Consider the following 25,087-nt stretch of genomic DNA (forward strand, 5'->3'; position numbering starts at 1 on the left):
AAGGCATTTCAGTTCACACAAAAAAGCCGCGCCAATGCGCGGCTTTTTTACATCTGCGTCAATCAGACACCAGCGATATTCATCAGCCAGCCAATTAACAGCACCTGTGGCACCGTAATCAGCGGCAGGAACAAAGCAATTTTCCAGCTTTTGGTTGTGTCTTTCAGCGACATGATTTCCGTGTAATCGGTTGCCGCCCCCGCCATCAGAAAGGTAAAGGCATTACCCGGTGCTGCGGCACGATTAAACAGGTCTGCAGCAATCGGACTGGAGCCCTCTGAGCACACTTCAATCACGGTGGTGGCCAGCAGAGTCAGTATCAGACCGCCAAACGAAGCACCAAACCATACGCCAAAGCTGTCTTCCGGCACGAAAGCGCGAATCAACGCCACCAGCACGACGCCGAAGAACACCCAGCGCAGTACCATTTTTGACTCTTTCAGGCCTTGCCAGAACATACGCAGCAACGATGGCAGCGACCAGTCCTGCTGGCGCCAGGTGTCTTTCAGCGCCGGCAGAAAGGCGACCTCTGTAATCTCGGTGGCATACGGATTAGCCGGCAGCGAGCCTGTCGCCACCAGACGATCGAAAATCATGCCACTGATCCAGGCAATCACCAGAGATGCCAGAATAAACAATAAGGTCCACTTCAGACCAATCAGGCCGACCAGAATCAACGTCAGCGTCAGCGAATTCCACGGACTGGCGATCAGGAACGCCATCACCTGGCCGATACTGGCGCCACGCTCATACAGCTTCATTCCGACCATCAGAATGCCGTGATTGCACAGATCCAGCAGCAAGCCAGCGAGGGTGGCGCGAAAGACACCACGTTTACTTCCTCCCTGCCCCAGAACCGACATAACCAACTCGCGGGGAATACGGCCCAGCAGGCCAACAAAAAACGCTGCACTCAGAATCCCCCACCACATGGCGTTCACCATTTCATGGGCGGTATGCACCATGGTCGACAACCATGGCAAGGTAATGCTGTGCCCCTGACCACTGATCCAGTACCCCAGATAGCCGAGCACCACGGCGCTGCCGCAACCCCACAGAATCCAGTCGGTGCGCTGCTTTGATTCGCTACCGCAGCAACCACCCGCCGAGGATTCCTGAACCGCCGCACCACCACAGCAGGAGGCCGTGGAAGCAGTCACTGGCGTTGAACCACAGCAGCCGGCGGAGCTATCGGCAACCGCCTCTGAAGCACAATATGACGACTCGTTTTTCTTCTCACTGCTTTCTCCGCAGCAGGATGTTTGCTTCTCGCTGGCTACTGACTCAGCAGAGCAGCAACTTGCTTTTGCTGGCTCAGACTTTCCACCACAGCACGATTTTTCCTGATCACTCACAGCATGCTCCCCCTTTATCGAATAATTGCTCACTGTCACCTTCAATCAGGTGACAGATATGATCTCCGCATGGTTCACAATCTGGCAGAGAACTCCACAGAGTGACCGCAGACTCCATACGTTCAACCAGCGCCTGCATATCCGCCAGGCGCTTACGGGCCTCACACAGACGCGGTTCAATCAGCTCACGAACCACCGGACAAGGTGATTTCCCTTTACCAGCTTCATCCAGAATCAGACGTATATCCTCCAGCGTAAAACCCAGATCACGCGCATGAAGGATAAAACGAAGGCGGCTGACATCGTGGCGATTGAAGGTGTGATAACCACTGCCATCCTTCTCCGGCACAAGCAGCCCTACACGGACATAATGTCGGATAGTATCGGCACTGACCGATTCCAATCTGGCAAGCTCTGCAACTTTCATAACCTTCTCTCCTCGACCTTTGAAACAAGGTTAAACCTGCGAGCTACTCACAGGTCAAGCAGCACAGTCCATTTAATTTTCCGGGCATACAGAAACCGGCACAGCCACCACTGGCAGAATCATCATCAACAGTTCTTAACACTGCCAATTGACACCGTTTATGGCGCAAAAAGAGGTATAAATAGCTTAACGTTTAAAACAAAACGTCTGATCTGAACTAGTCTTTATACAGGCAAGTCTATATCCCGGAGTGGGGCCGATGTTCACAATCCGCCAGCTATATACAGTGATTGCAGTGATTTACACTCTGCTGTTGCTGGTTGGCATTATAACCATGCGAGTGTTGTGGTTTTTTCCTGCAGAATACGATGACGCTCTGGCCGTGCAGCAAAGCGAAGTGAACGGCCTGATTTCGGCATTGGCGCTCAAGCGTAATCAGCTCGAAGCCGTTACCCAGGACTACGCCGCCTGGGACGACACATTTGAATACGCTGCTGGCGACAATCCGGAATACACCGATGAAAACTTCATTACGGACACCTTCGATGCCCAGTCTCTCAACGCCGTTGTCATTGTTAATCCGGACAGCGACATTCTCTATGGTGGCTTTTATGCAGGCGAAGATATTCACGCCCTGCCCGATGAGCTTGCCGAATGGACTCGCCTTGCCAGCAACGAGTTCTTTTCAAATCAGGTGACCAGTGGCTTTCAGACCATCAACGAGCGCATTTACCTGATCGCATCCAGTCCGATCACACCCACCGGTGAGAGCAATCCTATTGGTGGCTGGTTACTGTTCATGCAGGCAATTGATAACAATTACCTGACAGTCCTGGCTGAGGTTGCGCGTCTGAACATGACATTAAAAATACCACCCTACTCTGTTGATAGCGTGAACCTTAAAATGCCAATCAACGAAGTGATGGCCATTCGTCAGGGGTGTTTATTCGATGACATGAAGCATCCTTCGCTGTGCGTTAACCTGCGCCATTCCAATGGCAGTGGGCCACAAATGTTCAGCTCCAGATTGTTACTAACACTGTTGATTTTCAGCCTGATTCCCGCAGCCCTGTTCCTGACGCTGCTGAACTTATTGATAGATCCGATCAGCAAAGCAACCAAACTGCTGGAGCGCAGCAACTCCGACCATACGCTGCACCCTATTCTGTACACCACGCCGGTTCGCATTCTGGAACTGCGCCAGTTGCGGAATGCCTACAACGAACTGGTTCACACCATTCGCCAGCAGCAGGCGCGGCTTGAGCAGCTTTCCAATACCGACCGCCTGACCAACATTCCCAATCGGCGCGCGTTCGATGAAGCGCTGGAAACTTCCTGGCGCCGAATGCTGCGCCACTCGCATTCTGTTGCACTGGTGCTGGTCGATATCGACTACTTTAAACGCTTCAATGACCATTATGGTCATCAGACTGGCGATATGGCCTTGCATCAGGTCGCTCAGGCCTTGCATGCGTGCGCGCGCAGAGCCGACGAAATGGCCAGCCGCTTTGGCGGTGAAGAGTTCGCCCTGATCCTGCTGGCCGATGATGCGCGCTCTCTGGATGCAATCCGCACACGCCTGCACACTGCCATAAGTAATCTGCACATTCCCCATGGCTACTCCGCGGCAGGAAAAGAGCTGACCGTCAGTATTGGTATTGCATGGGTAAAGGACTCTGGCCAATGGCTGGAAAGCATTGGCAAGGAAGAATGGCTGAGGGCAGCGGATACCGCCCTCTACGAGGCCAAAGCAGCGGGTCGTAACACCAGCATGCTGCAGGTTCTGAGCGAAGAAATACCGCTTACAGAGTCACCTGTATTGAGCCGATTACCCGATTCGCTTTAGCCCGGGCCTGATCAATATTTTCATCACGTGCCAGAGCAACACCGAGACGACGCTTACCACTCACTTCTGGCTTACCGAACAGGCGCAGCTGAGTGTTTATCTCTGCCAGCGCTTTATCCAGCCCGGCAAACTGCATCTGACGTGATTCACCTGCCACCAGCAAGACACTGGAAGCAGACGGGCCATGCTGCACAATATTAGGAATTGGCAGTCCAAGAATCGCCCGCGCATGCAAGGCAAATTCAGATAAATCCTGAGAGATCAGCGTTACCAGGCCAGTATCGTGTGGACGCGGTGACACTTCGCTGAAAATAACGTCGTCACCTTTTACGAACAGCTCAACACCAAACAGCCCCAACCCGCCAAGGTCTGTGGTCACTGCTTTTGCGATATTCTGTGCCTTCGCCAGTGCATCATCTGTCATCACCTGCGGCTGCCAGGACTCCTGATAATCTCCGTCTTCCTGTCGATGGCCAATGGGGGCACAAAAACTGGTGGTGATATCACCATTAGCATCTTTATGGCGAATAGTCAGCAAGGTGATTTCAAAGTCGAAATCAACAAAGCCTTCAACAATAACCTTCCCTTTCCCCGCACGCCCGCCTTCCTGCGCATAATCCCACGCAGCTTTCAATTGGGACGCTTCACGCACAAAACTCTGGCCTTTGCCGGAAGAGCTCATAATCGGCTTCACCAGACACGGCAACCCGATTTCGTCAGCAGCCTGCATAAAGGCCTCTTCGCTGTCGGCAAAGCAGTAGCTTGATGTTGGCAAGCCCAGTGTTTCTGCGGCCAGACGACGGATTCCCTCACGGTTCATGGTCAGCTGCGTAGCGCGCGCCGTTGGAATAATATTGACGCCTTCCTGCTCCAGCGCAGCCAGCGTGTCGGTGGCAATGGCTTCAATTTCAGGAACAACCAGCGCGGGCTTCTCTTGCTCTATCACCGCCCGCAACGCATCGCCATCCAGCATGCTGATAACATGGCTACGATCCGCCACCTGCATAGCCGGTGCATTTTCGTAGCGATCCACCGCAATGACTTCACAGCCAAGACGCTGCAGTTCGATTACAACTTCTTTACCCAGCTCACCGGAGCCGCAAAGCAGCACACGGGTGGCAACCGGGGAAAACGGAGTACCCAGAGTGGTCATATCAGATTCCATTAACATGGCTTCAGGAAGGAAGCCGGATAAAATTGCTGGCCGCCTGCTCTCGCTCAGCAACCTTTTTTAAAACTTCGCGGCGCTCGTCATCGCTGAAACGCCCCCAGGAAGAGATTTCCTGGCCGGTGCGATAGCAGCCAACGCAAACGTCATTATCATCGAGAGCACAAATACTTACGCAGGGAGAACGTACCGGCGTGGTCACAACGTAATCTCCTCAAGCTCGGTCATATAACGACTCGCGTTGTGCACGTAATGTGCGGCACTGGCTTCCAGCATACGACACTGCTGTTCACTGAGCTGGCGTTTGATAACCGCCGGAGAACCGACCACCAGTGAGCCGTCCGGAATTTCCATTCCCTCAGGAATCAGTGCATTGGCACCGATAATACAATGACGACCAATTTTTGCTTTATTCAGTACCACGGCGCCAATGCCAATCAGTGAATAGTCGCCGATATCACAGCCATGCAGCATCGCCTGATGACCTACCGTTACACCCTTACCAATAGTCAGCGGAATACCGCCATCGGTATGCAGCACGGAGTTATCCTGAATATTTGAGGACTCACCAACAGTAATCTGATCGTTATCTCCGCGGATCACCACGCCGAACCAGACACTGCTGTTAGCACACAGTTCAACACTACCGATGACTCTGGCGCCATCCGCGACAAACACGTTTTCGCCCTTAACCGGCACACGCTTCCCTAACTTATAAAACATACACATCTCCGGATATGCGTGGCTGACAGCCTTATATGGAATACGAGATATCGCAATCCCAAAGATCATTCATCATTTCGGTAATCATCATCGAGGTAAGCCCCCAGATGTGAAAACCCTCGTAGTCGTAGCTGGGCACACGAATAGTACCGCGCTCGAAGTAGCCGCTTGGTTTACTGCGAAAGTGATCGAGTGGCACTGAAAAAACGGCATCCAGCTCATCGGGATTAGCAACAAAGGTTACATCCGGTGGAATAATGGCCAGTACCGGCGTGACCAGGTAACCAAAGCGTGACACTACCTGACTCAACTGACCAACCACCCGCACCTGAGCGGAGGTCAGAGCAACCTCTTCTTCAGCCTCGCGTAATGCGGTTGCGATAATTGACTCATCCTCAGGGTCGCGCTTGCCTCCGGGAAATGCGACTTCCCCCTGATGCGACGACAGATTTGACGAGCGCAGCGTCAGCAGTATCCTTGGCTCGGCTTCATCAGTAATAGCAACCAGAACACCGGCTTCCGCCAGACCTGGTTGACTGATCTGGCGCGCCTGATAACCCTGCAGGCGCGCACTGAGGTATTCGTAAAGAGGTGGTTTTGTCATAACGCCATTGTACTGATCCATTCTGCAGCGTGCTATTAACAATGGCTGAAGAAAGCGTGGCGCAGAGTCTGCAAAGAGGCACCAACTCTTAGACTTTTTTCTTATAAGAAACAGTGATTATCCGTTCCGGCCACAAATCCAGAGCTTTATCGTTCACTTAACACTTTGTTTTCAAACGGTTTTTTCATGACCGGGCACGGCCCGAAAAATCAAAAGCCCTTCGTTTTCAGTAAGTTACAGAACCTGACAAAGCTGACCGGGGGAATTCGTCAAAGCAAAGTCATGAAGTAGACTAGTTTCCAGAAATTGCAAACCAACTCGCGAGTTTTTTTATGGAACTACCCAGCTTTGATGAAATGATGCGCCTGGCCGCCGAAGATCCGGCAAGTCTGGAATCGATCCGGGCTCAGGCTATTGAAAGCTTCATCGGCAACGCGCCGCTGGACCTGCAGCGTCGCCTGCGTGGATTGCAATTCCGTATTGATGCAACGCGAACCTGCTCATCGAACCCAATGGCAGCCTGCCTGAAAATCTCCCAGATGATGCATGACCAGCTGCACCACCTGCTGGACACTATCAATGGCAACGAGTCACCAGCCAAACCTGTTGATCATCATGCGGATGCCGACAGCAAGATTATTCCCTTCCCGTTACTGGCAACCATCTGAAGCCGTTATACTGGGCGCAAAGGATTACAGAGTACCTCCATGAAGTACTGCAGCCATTGCGCCACCGAACTCGAATTCCGCATTCCCGCTGGCGATAACCGCCAGCGCTTCATTTGCCCCGCATGCGATACCATTTTTTATCAGAATCCGCGCATCGTTGCCGGTACCCTGCCCGTTTTCGAAAACAAAATACTGCTTTGCCGACGGGCGATTGAACCGCGCAAAGGCTTCTGGACCCTGCCAGCTGGCTTTATGGAGAATGGTGAAAGCACAGAAGAAGCTGCTCTGCGCGAAACAATGGAAGAAGCCGGAGCACAGGTGGAACTGGTATCACTGTTTTCTGCTGTGACGGTGCCCATGATTGATCAGGTACACATTTTCTTTCTGGCCAGCATGCCAACGGCAGACTTCAGCGCCGGCGAGGAAAGCCTGGAAGTCGCCCTGTTTGATGAGCACAGCATTCCCTGGCGCGAGCTGGCGTTCCCAACCGTCAGCCAGACGTTGCGGCGGTACTTTGCCAATCCGTCGCCGACGCAACCAACCCACGTATTTGATATTCGCCCGCCATTCGCAGATGCCTTCTGAACAACAGAACGCTTAAAACGACTCCAGCCGCCACACATCGTATGCCGGCTCTTCATATGGGTGAGCCTTACGCAGGGCGGCCACCGCTGCGCGGATGAGGTCGTCCTCACAAACCATCTCAATTCTCAGCTCACTCACCCTTTCTGTTTCGCCACAACGGCCGATAAAAGGATCAGAGCCTGCCAGCGGCCGGAATTGTCCGCTGCCAGACGTTTGCCAGCAGCAGTCGGCGTAATTACCTATCTGACCTGCACCAGTGGCAAAAATGGCTTCTTTTACTCGCTCGGCAAATTCATCCGGAACGAAAAAAACGAGTTTATACATACACTTAGTTCACTCTTTGTAGCGACTCGGTGGAATTGGTCTATGCTTTTACCAACGGGTCCATATTTAAGACGTTATCAGGGACATTGCATGAAACTCAGCAACCTGTCGATTCAGCACAAAGTTTACCTGGCACTAGGCACCATATTCCTGTCTGTGCTGATCGTTGTCATCAGTGTTGCTGTGTCAGCTGAAAAGAAAATGAGCAGTGATATGGTGCACAGCCAGTTAAAGGACAAGGCATCAGGCTACCTTGATACCATGAACATGCTGATGATCTCGGGTGCCATTGGCAACCGGGAAATGGTTCGCACCAAAATTCTGTCAGACAACAATATCGTCGAAGCACGAATGCTGCGCAGCCCCAAAATTGATGCTCTGTACGGCAAGGGCCTGCCTCATGAGTACCCCCAGGATGATCTCGACAAACGAGCTCTGGCCGGCGAAGAAATTCTGCTCGACGAACATACCAGCGACGGTCACATGATGACGCTGCTGACGCCTGTTTACGCCCACGAGAACTACCGTGGTACCAACTGTCTGGGGTGTCATCAGGCTAAAGAAGGCGACGTGCTGGGTGCCATCCGTATCAGTTACTCACTGGATGAACTGGACTCCGGCATCATGGCCAACATGATACGCATGGGCGCTATTCAGGCTGCAATGTTTGTCGCCGCTCTGGTGGTCCTCTCCCTGCTGCTGCGCCGCGTCATTGTTTCACCCGTTCGTCGCATGCAGCGAACACTGGAAAACATGGAAAAAGACTCCGACCTGACGCAAATGGTGGCTGTCAGCAACGAAGATGAGATTGGCCGCGCAGGCTCTGCACTTAATCGAATGATCGAACGCTTTTCAGACTCCCTGCGCCATGTAGTCGATTCAGCCAGCGAACTTGAAAAAGCCGCACAAAACATTGACAGCTCATCACGTAAATCACTTGATGCCGCACAGGCACAGAAAAAAGAAACCACAGGCATTCATCGAGCCATTGAGGAGTTGCATGAAAGTATTCAGCTGGTGATGGCTAATGCAGAACAAAGCAGTCAGGCTTCCGGAGAAGCTCGCACTGCTGCCCGCGACGGCGTTAAGAAAACCAATGAAGCAACGGCCAGTATCGAGTCGATGAACACCGCCATTCAGTCGACTGCGGAAGTTATCGCAACACTGGACAACCGCAGCAACAACGTCGGCAGCGTGCTGGAAGTGATCAAAGGCATCGCAGAACAAACCAACCTGCTGGCACTGAACGCCGCCATCGAAGCAGCCCGGGCCGGCGAATCAGGGCGTGGCTTCGCCGTGGTAGCCGATGAAGTTCGCACCCTGTCGCAACGGACGCACGAATCCACGCAGGAAATCGAAAAAATGATCGAGCAGTTGCAGTCGGAAGCACGCCGCGCGGTGGATTCGATGCATACCGCTCAGAGTGTGGCAGAAGAAGGCCTGAACCGTGTCAACGATGCTGCTAACGCACTGCATCGCATGACCGAACAGGTCGACCGCATGAGCACCCTCAATGACGAAACACTGAAACGTATGCACGAGCAGGTTGAAGTTGGTCGCAATGTTTCTGGTGGGATAGAAAGCATCAGTGAGCATTCATACAACACATCACTGAATGCGGAGCGTACCGCCCAGGTATCAGACCGCCTGGTCAACATGGCCCATCACCTGAGTACACTGGTGCGTAAGTTTAAACTCTGATTCAGTTACTGACGGGCAATAATGCCCGTCAGCCCTTCCAGTTCAGCGATGGTTTGCAGCGCAAAATCGTTGGAGTCTCCGCACACAGCCTCATCCGCTTTGAATTCATGACAAACCCTGGGTCGGGATGGCTGACCGAATATCCTGCAGAGGTTATTGTCGTCCAGCTGAATACAGCGAACGCCGGCCGGCTTGCCCTGAGGCATGCCCGGAATCGGTGATGAGATAGACGGCGCTATGCAGCAGGCTCCGCAGCCCAGTCGGCATTCCACATTAACTCCAGTGAATACGAATTCAGTAACGGTAACGAAACGCCTCATCGCGACGTTTCTTTTCCAGCGCCTGCCACAAGGTCAGATTGTAACGAATACAATAACTGCGCAAACGCTGCAGTTTTGCCGGATCATGTTCAACGTTAGCAAAGGTTTGCCAGTGCCGGTTCAAGGGGCGAATGCGGTACTTCGCCTCCACCTCACGAATCTGAGCTTCTTTAAGACCCGGCAATTCTAACGTATCTGCCAGCTGAATCCCTACAAACTCATAATGTCCCTGAGCGAAGTCAGCCCGCGCATCCTCCACCGGGTAAGACAGCGTCGGGTCCGCACTGACTGCAGCCACAGGGACCAGCACCAACGCTGCTGCTGCCAGTAAGATTCTGCCTGATCGATTGAGCACACTCACCTCCGGTTAATAGAGTTCTGCTCAACAGTGTAGTTGTCATCTTGCCATCCCCCAAGGGCTGGGATAGCCTTGCCCGGCTGATATTCGTAAAAAGGACAAGTGGATGTCTCTGACCAGCAGAGCTCTGATTAGCCTCGTCGCAGGACTGGCATTAATCCAGCCGGCACAGGCCGAACCAACCAATTTCCGCGTAGGCACCGGCCTGTTTCAGACAAGCTTTGATAATGCTGCAGCGTGGATGCCTGAATCCTCCGATCAGGGCTTTACTCTGTTCGCGGAGTTTCCGCAAAGTGCCCATGCCGGTTCGCGTTTCATGCTTTACCGTATTAACGGTGAGGATGGACGACGCATCGAAGGTGGAGAAACTCAGTTGATGTGGGGCCTTGGACTCGACGCGCCTGGATTGCGCCTTTACACGGGCCCCGCCTGGCACTACGAGAACATCCGCGTTGCCCGTGCCAGTGGCAGCAACACCCGCCGTTTCAATGGCTGGGGATGGCATGCTGGAACCGGCTTTCAGTACAAAGCGGTGACGATCGATCTGACAACAACCTGGCGTGTTGCTGACGATTACACCAGCGAAGCCGAGCGTGACGGCAAAGATGGCGGCGACGTCTTCACCTACAGCCTGCTCGCCAGTTACCGTTTCTGAGGATTGACCATGACCACTACCGTTGCCGTGCGTTACATGTCCCGGGCGGAAATCGAGCGTCTGATGTACAGCCTGAATGCATCTGCAGACAACCCGGAAGCCCAGTTGTTTGAAGCACTGGTAAGACGCCTGCTGGAACTGCTGGAGCAGGAAAGCCGCTGAGTGACATCCATACTGTCTGTTATTGCCCGCCATCCGGACTGGCTGGCGATTTATAAGCCCGAAGGACTGGGCATGCACAGCGAAGGCGACGAACAAGGTATTGTCGTAATTGCCGCTGAGCAGTTTGGCTGCCGGTTATGGCCGGTTCACCGTCTCGATAAAGTCACCTCAGGTGTTTTGCTGCTGGCCACCTCAGCCGAGGCAGCGGCACGCCTGTCAGCCCTGTTTGCAGAGCACCAGATTCAGAAATACTACCTCGCCAGCGCTGCCGGCAAACCGGCGAAGAAACAGGGCTGGATCAAAGGCGATATGCTTAAAACACGAAACGGCAGCTGGAAGCTTGCACGCAGTCAGAACAACCCGGCCATCACTCGTTTTATCAGCCATTTTGATGCTCAGCACGGCGATCGTCTGTACCTGCTGAAGCCTCTGACCGGCAAAACCCACCAGTTACGTGTTGCTCTGAAAAGCCTGGGCTGCGCCATTCGCGGCGACCAGCGTTATGGCGGCGACGATGCTGACCGTACCTACCTGCACGCGATGACTCTGCGCTGGAGCGACGACGACGGAGCACACATCATCAGTGCCCTGCCACGTTCTGGCCACTGGCCGGAGATGCCTGCTGACTGGACTGATCCCGATCAGATTATTCCGGATTAACCCGTCGTTTTCCGGCTTCCGTCCTCTATACTGAAAAGATCATTTGCCAGGAAGCGATGGCCTTATGTCCCGGGCTTGCAATTCAAATATTAGTATATTCTAATACAGTAATATTTGAACTCAGCCACGGGTCCGTTCGGCCTGTTTAAGAGAGGAAGCACCCATGTCCCGCCAGTCACCATTCAATCACCTGCAGATTCTGCGTCAGTCACTGCGTGTTGCTGTATTGAGTGCATTGCTGCCTGCTACTGCAATGGCCCTCGATGCAGAGCCGCTGAACGCGGTCAGCGTGCCGGTGTACTTTGATCTCGAAGCCACGCTGGAAGCTGTTCATCAGAGTACAATCTCGGCGCAGACCAGCGGTGCGATCAAGGCGGTCCATTACGATGTGAACGACCAGGTTGAAGCCGGTGCTCTGCTGCTGGAAATTGATGACACTCAGCAACAGGCTGCACTGCAACAGGCTCGCGCAAATCTGGCTCAGGCTCAGGCGCAGAACGAAGATGCTCAGGTACTGCTGCAGCGTAACGAACGTCTCTACAAACAGGGCACACTTTCCAAAGGTGAAATGGACAGCACTACCGCTCGCGCCAAAAGCGCAGCCGCCGCGGTGAAAGCTGCGGAAGCCGCTCTGACTCAGGCGAAAGAACAACTGACTTACACCAAAGTACGCGCCCCTTATGGCGGTCTGGTCAAAGCCCGTCATGTAGAGATGGGTGAACTGGTTAATCCGGGGCAGCCTTTGATGACTGGCCTGTCTCTCGACAAACTGCGCGCCGTCGCCGATGCACCACAACGCATTGCCAGCCAGTACCGTGACGCCAGCCAGATCAGTGTACAGCTGGAAAACAGCAGCATCATCCCTGATAGCGTTGTGCTCTACCCCTATGCCGATGCCAGCCACCACAGCGTACGCCTGCGTGCCAACCTGCCAGCGGGTGCTACCGCCGCTGACAACCGTCCGCTGTACCCGGGCCAGTGGACCAAGATCCGCGTTCAGACCGGTGAGCGCCAGGCACTGCTGGTGCCGGCGTCCGCCATTCTGCGTCGTTCAGAGCTGACCTCGGTATACGTTATGGACGAAGGCCAGCCAGAGCTGCGTCAGGTGCGTACCGGATCAACCTATAACGGCATGATTGAAATCCTGTCCGGTGTTCGCGCTGGTGACCAGGTAGTTAATGACGCGCTGGCGCAACTGGCCGCCATCAGCAAACAGGGAGAGTAATTCATGTCTCTGGGTATTTCCGGTCTCACTGCCAGGGCCTTTCAGAACTCAGCCATCACGCCACTGCTGGCGCTGGTTGGTTTGTTGCTGGGCTTCTTTGCCATTGTGGTAACGCCGAAAGAGGAAGAGCCTCAGATCGACGTCACCTTCGCCAACGTATTTATCGGTTTCCCCGGTGCCAGCGCCCGTGAAGTCGAGCAACTGGTCGCCGTTCCGGCCGAACAGATCCTGTCCGAAATCAAAGGCGTGGATGACATCTTCTCCATCAGCCAGCCGGGTCAGGCGGTACTGACGGTTGCCTTCGAGGTGGGTATTCCGCGCGAAGAAGCCATTCTCAACCTGTACAACCAGGTGCACATGCACAATGACTGGTTTCCGCAGAATCTCGGCGTAATGGCTCCGGTGATCAAGCCCATGGGCATTGATGACGTGCCGATTATGGCCATCACCCTGTCATCAGCATCTGCAGATGTTACAGCCGCGCAACTGACCCAGATCGCCCATGCACTGGAAGTCGAGCTCAAGCGCATTCCCGGTACCCGCGATATCTACACCATTGGTGGCCACAATCAGGTGGTTGAAGTGGAACTGGATCCGGCACGCATGAATGGCCACAACCTGGCTTTTGACGATGTACGCAATGCCCTGCTGAGTGCAAATGCCGGTGGCTATCGCCAGTCACTGGTACAGAATAATCAGGTGATTCAGATCGAGGCAGGTAACTTCCTCAAAGACATCAATGAAGTCGGTCAGCTGATCGTCGGAAAAAGTGATGGTGGCCTGGTCTATCTGGCCGATGTCGCCGAACTGCGTCTGCAACCGGATACACCAGAGAAAGCGGTATTTACCCGCAAACTGGGTGACAGCGTCAGTGTTCCGGCGGTTACCCTGGCGGTCGCCAAGCAACCAGGGATGAATGCCATCGACATCACTCTGGCCATCAGTGAACGTATTGAGAAACTGCATAACCGCCTGATTCCGGCCAATGTTGATGCCGATATCACCCGTGACTATGGCGTCACCGCCAAAGCCAAGTCTGACAAGCTGATCGGTAAGCTGTTGTTTGCTACTGCGGCTGTTGTTGTGCTGGTACTGGCGACCATGAGCTGGCGCGAAGCGGTGATTGTCGGCAGCGCCATCATCATTACCCTGGCTATTACCCTGTTTGCCAGCTGGGCGTGGGGCTTCACCCTCAACCGGGTGTCTTTGTTCGCTCTGATTTTCTCGATTGGTATTCTGGTCGACGATGCCATCGTGGTGGTTGAGAACATCCACCGCCATATGCACATGGGCAGTAAGAAACTGCTGGAAATTATTCCGGTGGCGGTTGATGAAGTCGGGAGCCCTACCATTCTGGCGACCTTCACAGTAATCGCAGCACTGATGCCAATGGCGTTCGTATCCGGCCTGATGGGGCCATACATGAGCCCGATTCCGATCAACGCCTCTACCGGTATGCTGATCTCTCTGATCGTTGCTTTCGTGGTGACGCCATGGCTGTCATATAAGCTGCTGAAGCACCACGAGCCTCACGGTGCTCAGGCACACGATGAAGAGAACCCAACGTCCGGAAAACTCTACGACTTCTTTAACCGTGTGATGCGTCCATTCATAGAAGGCGCCGATGCCGGCAAGAAACGCATTCTGCTGTTCGCTGGCGTTAGCGGGCTGATTATGTTTGCCGTCGCTCTGCCGGTGTTCGAGCTGGTAGTACTGAAAATGCTGCCGTTCGACAACAAGTCCGAGTTCCAGATTGTGGTCGACATGCCAGAAGGTACACCGGTTGAACAAACCCTGTCGGTACTGGAAGAGCTGTCCGATGAGCTGATGAAAGTGCCTGAAATCAAGGACATTCAGCTCTACGCAGGTACGGCAGCACCGATCAACTTTAACGGTCTGGTGCGCCAGTATTACTTGCGCGGTCTGCCAAATCAGGGCGACATTCAGGTTAATCTGGTGGACAAGCATGAGCGTGATCGCCAGAGCCACGACATTGCCCTGTCGGTACGCGAACCGTTACAGGCAATCGGCAAAGCAATGAACGCCAACGTTAAAATCGTCGAAGTGCCACCGGGTCCACCGGTAATGGCTCCTATCGTTGCCGAGATCTACGGCCCGGATTACGACCGTCAGGTTGAAGCGGCTAAACAGCTGCGGGCGTTGTTCGAGAACACTGCCGATATCGTCGATACGGACGACTGGGTAGAAGCCGATCAGGAGAAATGGTTGCTGGATATTGATCGTCAGCGTGCGGCCATGCTGGGTATTGCTCAGGCCAGCATCGTACAGGCCATAAACACGGCGCTGGGTGGCGAAGATGTCAGCTACCTGCACACCGAACACAACAAATACCCGCTGCCTATTCGTCTGGAGCTGAATGAAGGCGACAAGGTGGATCTGAATCAGCTGCTGGTCATGAAAGTACGTGCCGCCGATGGACGTTTTATCGCTCTGTCGGATCTCGTGCGTATTCGCAAAAGCACTACTGAGAAAAACATCTACCACAAGAATCTGCAGCCAGTGGTCTTTGTTACTGCCGATATGGCTGGCGAGCTGGACAGCCCGTTGTACGGTCTGTTTTCCATTGCCTTTGGTATGGCTGATGCGGGTCTGAACTGGGAGCAATGGTTTATCCAGCAACCGGCACTGGCAGACGACATCAGCATGAAATGGGACGGCGAGTGGCAGATCACCTACGAAACCTTCCGCGACATGGGCATCGCCTATGGGGTTGGCATGATTCTGATCTACCTGCTGGTGGTTGCTCAGTTCCGTTCGTATCTGGTACCGCTGATCATCATGGCGCCTATTCCACTGACCATTATCGGTGTAATGCCGGGTCATACGCTGTTTGGCGCACAATTCACGGCTACCTCGATGATCGGCATGATTGCGCTGGCCGGGATTATCGTGCGTAACTCCATTCTGCTGGTCGACTTTATCAATCAGCAGACGGCAGCGGGCATGCGCTTTGCTGACGCGGTGATAGTGTCAGCCGCGGTGCGGGCTCGCCCGATTGCACTGACGGCAGTTGCCGCCATGATCGGTGCTTTCTTCATTCTGGATGACCCGATTTTTAACGGTCTGGCGATCTCACTGATCTTTGGTATTTTCGTCTCCACCGTCCTGACACTGGTAATCATTCCCTTGCTGTACTTTGCGGCCTTCCGTAAGCAGCACGAGCACTAAGACAAAAGCCCGCTTCCTGCGGGCTTTTTTATGTCTTCCTCTTCCGGCGAGCCCGGTCTCTGCTAAACTGATAAAACTTCCACGCTTCAGATCAGGGTACCCCGAAGACTCATGGATCAGAACAACACCGAACAGGGATTTCAGCAGAGTAGCCCGGTACACCACTCCATTCTGTGGCGCATCATTCTTTACTTCGCTCTGGCTTCCATCGCCCTTTCCATCGCCGCGTCCATCATCACTGTACTCTGGCATTACGAACAGCAAACCGAATCATTCCAGCAACGGCTGGAAGATATCCGTCTGAGCTATTCCGAATCGTTAGGCTCCAGCCTGTGGTTTTATGATGAAATTCAGATTCGCAGCCAGGTCAAAGGCATCATGAACCTGCAGGCTATCAGCTATGTGCGGGTGACTGACAACCTCAACATCAATATCGAAAACGGCAAACGTCCCCATCACTCCGATATCGATACCCTGCCAATTTCCTTCAACGGGAAAGACATTGGCGTACTGGAAATTGCCTTTGACCGTGATGCCGTTATTGCTGAGGCATCACGCGCCGCCATCACCACCCTGATTGCCTTACTGGTCAGCCTGGCGTTACTGGCCACCATGCTGGGAATTATTGTTCACCGCCTGATTAACCGTCGAATCAGTGAAATGGCCGGCCAGGTAAACGAACGGGTCACAGCCAATCGCTATGCCCCATTGTCCATCGACAGCGACGGTAAGCACGATGAAATCGATATTCTGATCTCCGCTTTCAATGAACTGAGCCAGCAAATGAACGATCAGCTGCAGCAGAAAACCGCCGCGCAGCAGCAACTGAAGACCATCAACATTGAACTGGAAGACCGGGTTAAAGAGCGCACCCAGAATCTGCAGAAAACCGTAGATGAGCTGAACCAGACACTGGAAGAACTGCACTCTGCGCAGAACAAGCTGATCGAAGCCGAGAAGCTGTCATCACTGGGGGGGATGGTTGCCGGTATCGCCCACGAAATTAATACGCCACTGGGCCTGTGCATTACTATCCATTCGTACATCAACGACCACTATGTCGCTGTACGTAAGACCTTTGAACAAGGGGAAATGCGTAATCAGGACTTCGTTGAATTTATCGGCATGATGGAAGAAAGTCTGGCGATTCTGGATAAAAACCTGCAGCGCGCTGCGCATCTGATCAAGAGCTTCAAACAGGTTTCCGAGGATCAGACCGGCGAGCACATCCGTCGCTTTAATCTGCTCGACTACATCAACGAAATTCTTGAAACCCTGTCGCCTAAGTTCAAACAAAACAAGCACCGGGTGGAAGTCGACTGTTCAGATAATCTGTGGATGGAAACCTTCGCCGGCTCCATCAGTCAGGTGATTACCAACCTGATCATGAACTCGCTGCTGCACGGCTTTGAGCACATCGAAGAAGGTATTATCCGTATTCAGGCGGCAGAAGAGCGCGGCAATATCGTGATCCGTTACAGCGATACCGGTTGCGGCCTGTCAGCAGAAGCAAAAGCCAAAATTTTCGAGCCGTTCTACACCACCAAACGCGGTCAGGGCGGCACCGGACTGGGCATGCATCTGGTATACAACATCGTCAGCCAGCGCCTGAACGGTGAAATTCAGATTGATAACAGCGAATCCGGAGCGGCCTTCCGCATGGTGCTACCGAAGGTGACTGAAGAAAAACCCGAGCACGCCTGACGCACAAACAGTCCCATAAAAAACGGCTCCCGTGGGAGCCGTTTTTTTTTATGACTGCATCAAGAACCGCCTCAGGCCAGCTCATCCAGCGCCATGCGATATTTCGGATCTTCGATCACATTTACATCACACAGATTGCCAGCCTTTTTCAGCATCCCCCGGCACTCTTCGCTCAGGTGCAACAGGTGCAGCTCTTTGCCGGCCGCCAGGTAGCGCTCGGCGATGGTATCAATGGCTTCCAGTGCCGAATGGTCGGCAACGCGGGATTCCTTAAAGTCGATATAAACCCGGGCAGGATCATTCTCAGGATCAAACAGATCTTTGAAGTTCGCTACCGAACCGAAGAACAGAGGGCCGATGATGTCATATACCTTACGGTCTTCGTCTTCACGGGTACGCGCAGTGATGTGCTTGGCATGCTCCCAGGCGAACACCAGCGCAGCCACAATCACCCCCACCACGACGGCAATTGCCAGGTCGGTTACCACAGTCACCGCTGACACCAGTACCAGAACGAAGGCGTCATGCTTTGGTACTTTGCGCAGGATACGGAAGCTCGACCACTCGAAGGTACCGATCACCACCATAAACATCACACCCACCAGCGCAGCAATCGGAATCTGTTCGATCAATGGTGAGGCAAACAGAATAAAGCTGAGCAGGAAAAGTGCAGCAGCAATACCTGACAGACGACCGCGACCACCGGAGCTGACGTTAATCATGCTCTGACCGATCATCGCGCAACCACCCATACCGCCGAAGAAACCGGTAACAACGTTGGCAGTACCCTGAGCAACACATTCCTTGTTACCGCGACCACGAGTACCCGTCATTTCGTCAATCACGGTGACCGTCAGCAGGGATTCAATCAGGCCGATAGCCGCAAAGATGATGGAGTAAGGCAGAATGAACCACAGGGTATCCAGCGTGAATGGAATCGCCGGTACATTGAACTGCGGCAGACCACCGGCAATATTAGCCAGATCACCCACCGTTTTGGTATCCAGCTGCAGGCCCCAGGCTGCCAGACTAACCACCAGAATAGCCGCCAGCGCCGATGGAATGGCCTTGGTCAGCTTCGGCAGATAGTGAGTAATAAACATGGTGGTAGCAATGAGCCCCAGCATAATGAACAGCGCAGCGCCGTTCAGCCAGTCACCTTCGGTCCAGCCCCACTTACCTACCGGGGTAAAGCTTTGCAGCTGCGGTAACTGAGCCAGGAAGATCACAATCGCCAGACCGTTTACAAAGCCAAGCATCACCGGGTACGGCACAATACGGATGAATTTACCCAGTTTCAGGGCACCCGCGGTAATCTGAATTGCCCCCATCAGAATCACCGCCGCAAACAGATACTGCGGACCTGTTCCTGCCCCCAGATTGCGCTCGGCTTCGGCCACCAGTGACACCATGACCACTGCCAGCGCTCCAGCAGCACCTGAAATCATACCCGGGCGACCACCAATCACAGCGGTAATCAGACCAACCATGAAGGCAGCGTACAGACCAGTCAGCGGGTGAACACCAGCAACAAAAGCAAAAGCGACCGCTTCCGGCACCAACGCCAACGCCACAGTCAGACCCGACAGCGTGTCGTTTTTAATATTCGGGGAAAAAGTTTGCATGAACTCGCGCAGCAACAGCATAAGGCGCAACTCTCCGAGGCTTGAAAAGAAAGCTGCGCACTATACCAGCGAGTGCCGACAATTTCAGGTTTTATGCCCGCTCTGTCAGCACAGTCTCTGCTGAATTCGTTTCTGCCGCTGCCAATCCCAGCACCCGATGCGCTTTATCCAGCAGCACATACAGCGCCGGCAGTACCAGCAGGCAGATAAAGGTGGTGAACAGGATACCGAAGCCCAGCGACACTGCCATTGGCGTAATAAACTGCGCCTGACGGGACGTTTCGAACACCATCGGCGATAAGCCACCGAAAGTAGTCAGCGTGGTCAGCAAAATCGGGCGGAAACGACGAATACCTGCTTCACGTACCGCCTGCAACGCCGTCAGACCACTGTCGGCACGACGACGGTTGGCATAGTCAATCATGATCAGACTATCGTTCACCACCACCCCCGCCAGCGCTACGATGCCCATAATCGACATAATCGACAGGCTGTAGCCCAGCATCAGGTGGCCGATAATCGCCCCCACCGCGCCGAAAGGAATCACCATCATAATCAGCAACGGCTGACTGTAACTGCGGAACGGAATCGCCAGCAGCACATAAATCAGCAGCATGGAGAAGAAGCCGTATAACTGCAGCGAACTCATGCTTTCCTGGGTATCCGCCTGACGCCCGCGAAAACCGAAGTCGATGCTCGGATAGCGTGCCTGCATATCGGCGAATACTTCTTCACGCAGCAGGCTCATCACTGCCGGAATCTGTTCACGCGGCTCCACTTCGGCGGTGACCTGTACTACCTGACGGCCATCGCGACGGGTAATCACTGCCGGCGACAGGCCGCGATCCATATCAGCAATATCACCCAGCGGCACATAGCCGCCTGCCGCCGTGCGAATCAGCATGTTGCTGATATCGGCGCTGAAACGACGCTCTTCTTCCGGCAGACGCACCAGCACGGTCACTTCATTGCGTTCACGCTGCTGGCGCAGTGCACGGGAACCATACAGGGCTGCTCGCATCTGCGCCGCCACATCCCCGGCATCGAGTCCCAGGCTGCGGCCGTATTCATTAAGGGTGACATCCCACTGCGGCTTACCATTGGTAAAGCTTGAGGCCACATCCTTTACACCACCCAGCTCCGCCATGCTAGCGGCCAGGCTGGCACTGGCTTCGGCCAGTAATTCGGTATTGCTGCCACTGAGCTCAACCGTCAGACCCGCACCACCGGACGGACCGCCGCCGCGCTCGGCATCAAAAGACAGACTGCGAATACCCGGGATTTCACCAATGGCTTCACGCCAGCGCTTCACCACTTCATTGGCCGACACCGGACGAATTTCGGTATCCACCAGACGCGCCTCGACCTCAACGCTGGTGCCTTCGATATCCCCTTCAACGCTGATAACCAGCTTGTCGCCTGCCGCTTCAATGTCGTTGGTCACTTCACGCAGTCGGGTTTCGATCAGCTGCCGGACTTCGCGCGCCTGAGATAACGGCGCATTGGGCGGCAGTTCGGCAGTGGCCACTGCAAACTCGCCTTCCAGACGCGGGAACATACTGAATCCCATGCGGCCACTGATTGGCCACGCCAGAACCATCATGGCTATGGCTATCGCCACCGCCAGAGTCAGCCCCGGGGCGCGCAACGCACGATCCAGTGTCGACAGATATGGGCCCTGAATAAAATTGTGCAGGCGCTTATCCACGCGCTGCTGCAAACGATCCAGTGCATTCACCGAGGTGCGTTTGCTTAATTTTCCCAGGTGCGTCGGCAGAATAAACAGCGCTTCCAGCCAGGAAATCAGGAAGCAGCACACCACCACAATCGGAATGGCAATAAACAGCTTACCCATCATGCCCGGCAGAGCCAGTAACGGCAGGAACGCCGCCACGTTGGTCAGAATGGCGAAGGCCAGCGGTACTGCCACCTCTTTCGCGCCATAGATAGCGGCATCCATAAATGGCATGCCTTTCTGCATATGCTCGTAGATGTTTTCGCCGGCAATAATGGCGTCATCGACCACAATCCCCAGCGCCACAATAAAGGCAAACATCGAGATCATATTGATGGACACATCCATCGCCGGCAGCAATAGCAGAGAGCCCATAAAAGCTGTCGGAATCCCCATGGTTACCCAGAAGGCAAGGCGATATTCGAGAAACAGACTGAGCAGAACCATCACCAGAATCAGACCGATAATGGCATTCTTCATCAGCAGACCAACCCGCTGACGATAGGTTTCGCCATCATCGTCAGTGACGATCAGTTCAACCCCCGGTGGCAGCTGCGGAATAATATCCTCCAGCCGGTCGTAAACCGCTTCAACCACGGTAATTGGCGTCTGCTCCTCCGCCCGATAAATCTTCAGCCGCATGGCCGTTTTACCGTCGTAGGTCACTTCGTCATAGCTGTCGCTGAAACCTTCCCGCACCCGTGCCACGTCGCCCAGCCGCAGCTGCACACCAGAGTCATCGGTCAGCAACGGAATATCACGAAATTCGTGCGCCCAGTACATCCGGTCATCGAGGGTAACCAGAATATCGCCACCTTCGGTTTTGACACTGCCAGCACTCTGTTCAATGGCGTTACTGCCAATCACGTCGGCCACCTGAGCCAGTGTCAGGCCATAACGCTGCATATCCTGCTGACGAATTTCGATATGAATCTCTTCATCCGGGGCACCGCGTAAGGTCACCTTGGTAACCTGCGACGATTCCATCAGCTGGTCTTTGATCTGTTCTGCCAGACGTTTCAGCGCAAACTTATCCAGCGGACCGAACAAAGCCAGTTCAATCACATCAATGGAGCGACTGGAAACACTGACCCGTGGCGTTTCCATCTGTGCCGGAAAGGTCGACACCCGATCAACCGCCTGCTGAATATCCTGATACGCCTGCTGGCGATCAGTACCGGTTTCCAGTTCCGCCACCAGCGAGGCAGAACCCTGTACTGCCCGTACCGACACTTCCTTAATGCCATCGACGTCGGTTAGTTCATTTTCAATAGGCAGCACCACCCCCTGCACCATCTCCGTTGGCGTAGCCCCGGGATAGCTGACAGAAACCGACACACTGTCAGCCTCGTAGGTCGGGATAAATTCTTTGCGGATACTCAGCGACATCAGAAAGCCGCCGACAATCAGAAACGCCATCAACAGGTTGGGCGCCACACCGTGACGCGCCATCCAGGCAACCGGGCCGGTATAACGCAGGCTCATTGGCCGTTCTCCGCACGGCGAACACGTACCGGCGTGCCGGAGGTGGCGCTGTCGATACGATTCATCAGCAGTTCATCGCCGCGTTCAAAACCTGTGCCCAGCCAGATTTTCTCGCGCCCCTGAAAAATAATCTGTGGCTGGCGACGATAGAGCTTATTGTCGTTCACCACCCACACACTGCCGTCGTCATTCAGCATGCGGCTCTCAATCACCGCGGAGGTGATTTCCCGCCCCGGCAGTACCACGTCGACAAAGTCGTTCACCAGTACCGGCGGCACACCCGCTTGCAGCGGCTCACTCAGCTCCAGTACCACTCGTGCCTGACGATCACTGTCAGCCACCGCCGGCAGAATATTCAGCACCCGTGCCTCACGGCTCACCGACTGCCAGCCCGGCATGCTGATCTGAGCGGTGCCTTCGTTGTCGATCCAGTTGAGGAAAGTACGCGGGACTGCCACCTCAATCCACACCTTCTCCGTACCCACCAGCTCAAACATCACCGTGCTGGCCGACGCATAACTACCAACACTGACACTGCGACTGCTGATGCGCCCGGCAAAAGGCATACGCACTTCGCTACGCGCCAGATCCAGACGCGCCTGACGCAAAGACGCCTCCGCCACAGCGACGGCCGCTTCGGCGGCAGCCAGTTGCGGCTTGCGCAGCACCAGAGCACGCTCGTCTTCCGTCAGCTGACTGGCGGCAATGGCGTACTCCTCTTGTGCCAGTTTGCCCTGTCCCTGTTCTACTGCGAGATCGGCCTTCGCCTGAGTCAGTGCCGCCTGTGCCTGAGTAACCTGCAAACGGAAATCTGCCAGCTCCAGACGCGCCAGCACCGCGCCCTGCTTAAGCTGTGCACCTGGTACCGCCTGCGGATTGACCCATTCCACGCGCCCACTGACCTGTGGCATCAGGCTCACGGCATCAGCCGCACTGACCACACCGCCGGTAGTCCACATCGGGCGAGAAGTTTCTTCCGCCAGCGACACCACATCCACCAGACGGGTCTGCACCTCAGGCTTAACCCGCTTTGGCTTGGGTGCGCTACTGACAATCTGGTACGCAATAACAGCACCGGCCAGCAGAGTCACGGTGGCCCAGAACCAGCTCGCTTTCCACCACGGAGTTGGGGTGAAGGCCTCATTCATACAGAGGTTTCCTTATGCAAAAAATCGCCGTGACTCACGGCACGATAAAGTTCGATACGTTTCTGAATCTGCGTCCAGCGGGCGTTCAGCACCTGCTGTTCCAGAGTGATCAAATCTTCGCGGGTATTCAGCAACGAGAGAAAATCGCCCACGCCTTTGCGGTAGCGATTACTTTGAAAGGCTTCGGTTTTACGCGCCAGTTCCAGTCGTCGCTGCAGGCTGAGCAGGGTGGCAGCAGCTTCCCGCTCATCAATCAGCGCCTGCTGTACTTCCAGCGCCGCCTCCAGCAAGGTCTGCTGATAATCAGCCAGCGCGGCTTTCACTTCCGCTTCGCTTTGTGCCACCGCAGCACGACGATTGCCGCCGTCAATCAAGGGCATCACCAGACCTGCTGCGAGGTTAGCAACCCAGTTATCCATGACATCTGCCAGTTCCGGCGCACTGCCAGTGTAGGAGGCAGTCAGGGTCAGTCGCGGATAACGATTGGCAACGGCCGCTGCCAGTCCGGCATTAGCGGATTGCACCGCCAGCCAGGCCTGCTGTACATCGGGACGGCTCTGCAACTGGTTCAGACCAACACCGGCATCGACACCATCCACCGCAGGCAGAATATCGCTGGCGCTGTATGCCCTTGGGTTATTCAGATCCAGACCGGCGGCATCCCCGGTCCATAACGCCAGCTGCTGATGATAGGCATCGCGCTGAGCATGAGCGGAAATCAGGTCGGTGTTGATTGACTCCAGCAACTGCTGCTGTTGCCAGACATCGCTGATAGCGGCCTGACCACGCTGAAAGCGACCTTCCGTCACTTTCAGAGCATCGGTAATTCGTTGTTTCTGTTGTTCCAGCAAGCGCAGCAATTCATGCTGTTTAATCAGCCCGTACCAGTTCAGTGCAATCTGTGCGGCGACGGTATTCGCCTGAGTACGCACGGCGGCTTCACCGGACATGGCGGTGAAGCGCGCTTTGTCATCCAGTGCCGACACCCTGCCCCAGAAATCCACTTCATAACTGGCAGACAAGCCCGCACTCCAGCTGGTTGTAGTGGTGTCGTCTTCCTGCCACTGGCGGGATTTTTTTACATTCAGATCCAGCTGAGGAAACTGGTCCGCGCCCGCCTGCCGCCAGACCGCACGGCTGCTCTCCAGACTGGCCCAGGCTGCCTGCAAGGCAAAGTTCTGCTTAAGCCCTTGCTGCACCAGCTGATTGAGATTGTCATCAGAAAAATCCTGCCACCAGGACGGGGCAGTTGTCAGCGCTCCACTGCTATCACCCAGCTGCTCAGGCAGGGGCATGTCCGGCTGAGCGACCGGGCTGACGGTTGAACAACCACCCAGCAGCAGGCCAGCCAGCACGACCGGGAGAGAAATTCGGGCGTAATGCACGCGGCTTCTCCGCAAAATAAAACCGCATCATAGGG

At 54.6% G+C, this 25,087-nt stretch carries 24 protein-coding genes; 11 read left to right on the forward strand and 13 right to left on the reverse strand.

Annotated elements, in window-relative coordinates:
• Positions 1-62 precede the first annotated feature (62 nt).
• The gene (locus I9W95_RS17130) at positions 63-1,160 is read right to left on the reverse strand and encodes a permease (RefSeq protein WP_225677112.1); all 1,098 of its coding nucleotides are present in this window, start codon (positions 1,158-1,160) and stop codon (positions 63-65) included.
• Here I9W95_RS17130 and I9W95_RS17135 point away from each other — a divergent pair.
• Positions 1,147-1,347 carry a hypothetical protein gene (locus tag I9W95_RS17135; protein WP_225677114.1) on the forward strand — a complete coding sequence of 67 codons (201 nt, stop codon included), beginning with the start codon at positions 1,147-1,149 and terminating at the stop codon, positions 1,345-1,347. The two genes, I9W95_RS17130 and I9W95_RS17135, sit on opposite strands and share 14 nt — an antisense overlap.
• On the opposite strand, the gene I9W95_RS17140 is transcribed toward I9W95_RS17135, so the two are convergent.
• Positions 1,348-1,782, reverse strand: coding sequence for a MerR family transcriptional regulator (locus I9W95_RS17140; protein WP_225677116.1), 435 nt, complete (start codon positions 1,780-1,782; stop codon positions 1,348-1,350).
• Between the two features lie 259 nt (positions 1,783-2,041).
• Here I9W95_RS17140 and I9W95_RS17145 point away from each other — a divergent pair, with 259 nt between their 5' ends.
• The gene (locus I9W95_RS17145) at positions 2,042-3,628 is read left to right on the forward strand and encodes a sensor domain-containing diguanylate cyclase (RefSeq protein ID WP_225677118.1); all 1,587 of its coding nucleotides are present in this window, start codon (positions 2,042-2,044) and stop codon (positions 3,626-3,628) included.
• Here the strand turns inward: I9W95_RS17145 and purT are convergent.
• From purT to I9W95_RS17165, 4 genes are read right to left on the reverse strand one after another with little or no spacing between them, the layout of a single operon-like run.
• On the reverse strand, positions 3,585-4,781 hold the full coding sequence (gene purT / locus I9W95_RS17150; protein ID WP_225677120.1) for a formate-dependent phosphoribosylglycinamide formyltransferase: 1,197 nt from the start codon (positions 4,779-4,781) through the stop codon (positions 3,585-3,587). The genes I9W95_RS17145 and purT overlap by 44 nt on opposite strands.
• A 22-nt stretch (positions 4,782-4,803) precedes the next feature.
• On the reverse strand, positions 4,804-4,998 hold the full coding sequence (locus I9W95_RS17155) for a DUF1289 domain-containing protein (RefSeq protein ID WP_225677122.1): 195 nt from the start codon (positions 4,996-4,998) through the stop codon (positions 4,804-4,806).
• Entirely contained in the window at positions 4,995-5,519 is a 525-nt protein-coding gene (locus I9W95_RS17160) for a gamma carbonic anhydrase family protein (RefSeq protein WP_225677124.1), read from the reverse strand. Before I9W95_RS17160 ends, I9W95_RS17155 begins: the two co-directional genes overlap by 4 nt.
• Before the next feature lie 31 nt (positions 5,520-5,550).
• The gene (locus I9W95_RS17165; RefSeq protein WP_225677126.1) at positions 5,551-6,123 is read right to left on the reverse strand and encodes a CoA pyrophosphatase; all 573 of its coding nucleotides are present in this window, start codon (positions 6,121-6,123) and stop codon (positions 5,551-5,553) included.
• Positions 6,124-6,455: 332 nt separating this feature from the next.
• On the opposite strand from I9W95_RS17165, the gene I9W95_RS17170 reads away from it, so the two are divergent.
• Together I9W95_RS17170 and I9W95_RS17175 are read left to right on the forward strand one after the other, a co-directional pair.
• Positions 6,456-6,791, forward strand: coding sequence for a DUF3135 domain-containing protein (locus I9W95_RS17170; protein ID WP_225677128.1), 336 nt, complete (start codon positions 6,456-6,458; stop codon positions 6,789-6,791).
• Positions 6,792-6,830: 39 nt separating this feature from the next.
• Positions 6,831-7,376 carry an NUDIX hydrolase gene (locus I9W95_RS17175; protein WP_225677130.1) on the forward strand — a complete coding sequence of 182 codons (546 nt, stop codon included), beginning with the start codon at positions 6,831-6,833 and terminating at the stop codon, positions 7,374-7,376.
• A 12-nt stretch (positions 7,377-7,388) separates the two neighbouring features.
• Here I9W95_RS17175 and I9W95_RS17180 read toward each other — a convergent pair whose 3' ends face one another.
• Positions 7,389-7,700 (reverse strand): Nif3-like dinuclear metal center hexameric protein, encoded by a 312-nt coding sequence (locus I9W95_RS17180; RefSeq protein WP_225677133.1) that lies wholly within the window; start codon positions 7,698-7,700, stop codon positions 7,389-7,391.
• A gap of 90 nt (positions 7,701-7,790) precedes the next feature.
• Between I9W95_RS17180 and I9W95_RS17185 the strand changes: the two genes are divergently transcribed.
• Positions 7,791-9,401 carry a methyl-accepting chemotaxis protein gene (locus tag I9W95_RS17185; protein WP_225677135.1) on the forward strand — a complete coding sequence of 537 codons (1,611 nt, stop codon included), beginning with the start codon at positions 7,791-7,793 and terminating at the stop codon, positions 9,399-9,401.
• 5 nt (positions 9,402-9,406) lie between these two features.
• Here the strand turns inward: I9W95_RS17185 and I9W95_RS17190 are convergent, their stop codons facing one another.
• Positions 9,407-9,721: a YkgJ family cysteine cluster protein gene (locus tag I9W95_RS17190; protein ID WP_225677137.1), complete on the reverse strand. Its 315-nt coding sequence runs from the start codon at positions 9,719-9,721 to the stop codon at positions 9,407-9,409.
• Positions 9,696-10,076, reverse strand: coding sequence for a hypothetical protein (locus tag I9W95_RS17195; RefSeq protein WP_225677139.1), 381 nt, complete (start codon positions 10,074-10,076; stop codon positions 9,696-9,698). The genes I9W95_RS17190 and I9W95_RS17195 overlap by 26 nt, the downstream gene beginning before the upstream one ends.
• Before the next feature lie 109 nt (positions 10,077-10,185).
• On the opposite strand from I9W95_RS17195, the gene I9W95_RS17200 reads away from it, so the two are divergent.
• The 6 genes from I9W95_RS17200 to I9W95_RS17225 all read left to right on the forward strand — a co-directional run bounded on the left by I9W95_RS17200 (position 10,186) and on the right by I9W95_RS17225 (position 17,674).
• A complete protein-coding gene (locus I9W95_RS17200; RefSeq protein WP_225677141.1) occupies positions 10,186-10,734 on the forward strand; it encodes a porin family protein in 549 nt (182 codons plus the stop codon).
• A gap of 9 nt (positions 10,735-10,743) precedes the next feature.
• Positions 10,744-10,896, forward strand: coding sequence for a cell developmental protein SirA (locus I9W95_RS17205; RefSeq protein WP_225677143.1), 153 nt, complete (start codon positions 10,744-10,746; stop codon positions 10,894-10,896).
• Entirely contained in the window at positions 10,897-11,556 is a 660-nt protein-coding gene (locus I9W95_RS17210; protein ID WP_225677145.1) for a TIGR01621 family pseudouridine synthase, read from the forward strand.
• A 163-nt stretch (positions 11,557-11,719) separates the two neighbouring features.
• Entirely contained in the window at positions 11,720-12,781 is a 1,062-nt protein-coding gene (locus I9W95_RS17215) for an efflux RND transporter periplasmic adaptor subunit (RefSeq protein WP_225677147.1), read from the forward strand.
• A gap of 3 nt (positions 12,782-12,784) precedes the next feature.
• Complete coding sequence (locus I9W95_RS17220) at positions 12,785-15,970, forward strand: efflux RND transporter permease subunit (RefSeq protein ID WP_225677149.1); 3,186 nt, start codon at positions 12,785-12,787, stop codon at positions 15,968-15,970.
• A 111-nt stretch (positions 15,971-16,081) separates the two neighbouring features.
• The gene (locus I9W95_RS17225; RefSeq protein ID WP_225677151.1) at positions 16,082-17,674 is read left to right on the forward strand and encodes an ATP-binding protein; all 1,593 of its coding nucleotides are present in this window, start codon (positions 16,082-16,084) and stop codon (positions 17,672-17,674) included.
• 71 nt (positions 17,675-17,745) lie between these two features.
• Here I9W95_RS17225 and I9W95_RS17230 read toward each other — a convergent pair whose 3' ends face one another.
• The 4 genes from I9W95_RS17230 to I9W95_RS17245 all read right to left on the reverse strand — a co-directional run bounded on the left by I9W95_RS17230 (position 17,746) and on the right by I9W95_RS17245 (position 25,052).
• Positions 17,746-19,299 carry a SulP family inorganic anion transporter gene (locus I9W95_RS17230; RefSeq protein WP_225677153.1) on the reverse strand — a complete coding sequence of 518 codons (1,554 nt, stop codon included), beginning with the start codon at positions 19,297-19,299 and terminating at the stop codon, positions 17,746-17,748.
• A gap of 91 nt (positions 19,300-19,390) precedes the next feature.
• Positions 19,391-22,519, reverse strand: a complete 3,129-nt coding sequence (locus I9W95_RS17235) for an efflux RND transporter permease subunit (RefSeq protein WP_225677155.1) — start codon at positions 22,517-22,519, stop codon at positions 19,391-19,393.
• Positions 22,516-23,667: an efflux RND transporter periplasmic adaptor subunit gene (locus I9W95_RS17240; RefSeq protein WP_225677157.1), complete on the reverse strand. Its 1,152-nt coding sequence runs from the start codon at positions 23,665-23,667 to the stop codon at positions 22,516-22,518. The genes I9W95_RS17235 and I9W95_RS17240 overlap by 4 nt, the downstream gene beginning before the upstream one ends.
• Positions 23,664-25,052, reverse strand: coding sequence for a TolC family protein (locus I9W95_RS17245; protein ID WP_225677159.1), 1,389 nt, complete (start codon positions 25,050-25,052; stop codon positions 23,664-23,666). Before I9W95_RS17245 ends, I9W95_RS17240 begins: the two co-directional genes overlap by 4 nt.
• Positions 25,053-25,087: the final 35 nt, after the last annotated feature.

The organism is Thalassolituus marinus (genome assembly GCF_020320395.1).
GTDB lineage: Bacteria > Pseudomonadota > Gammaproteobacteria > Pseudomonadales > Oceanobacteraceae > Venatoribacter > Venatoribacter marinus.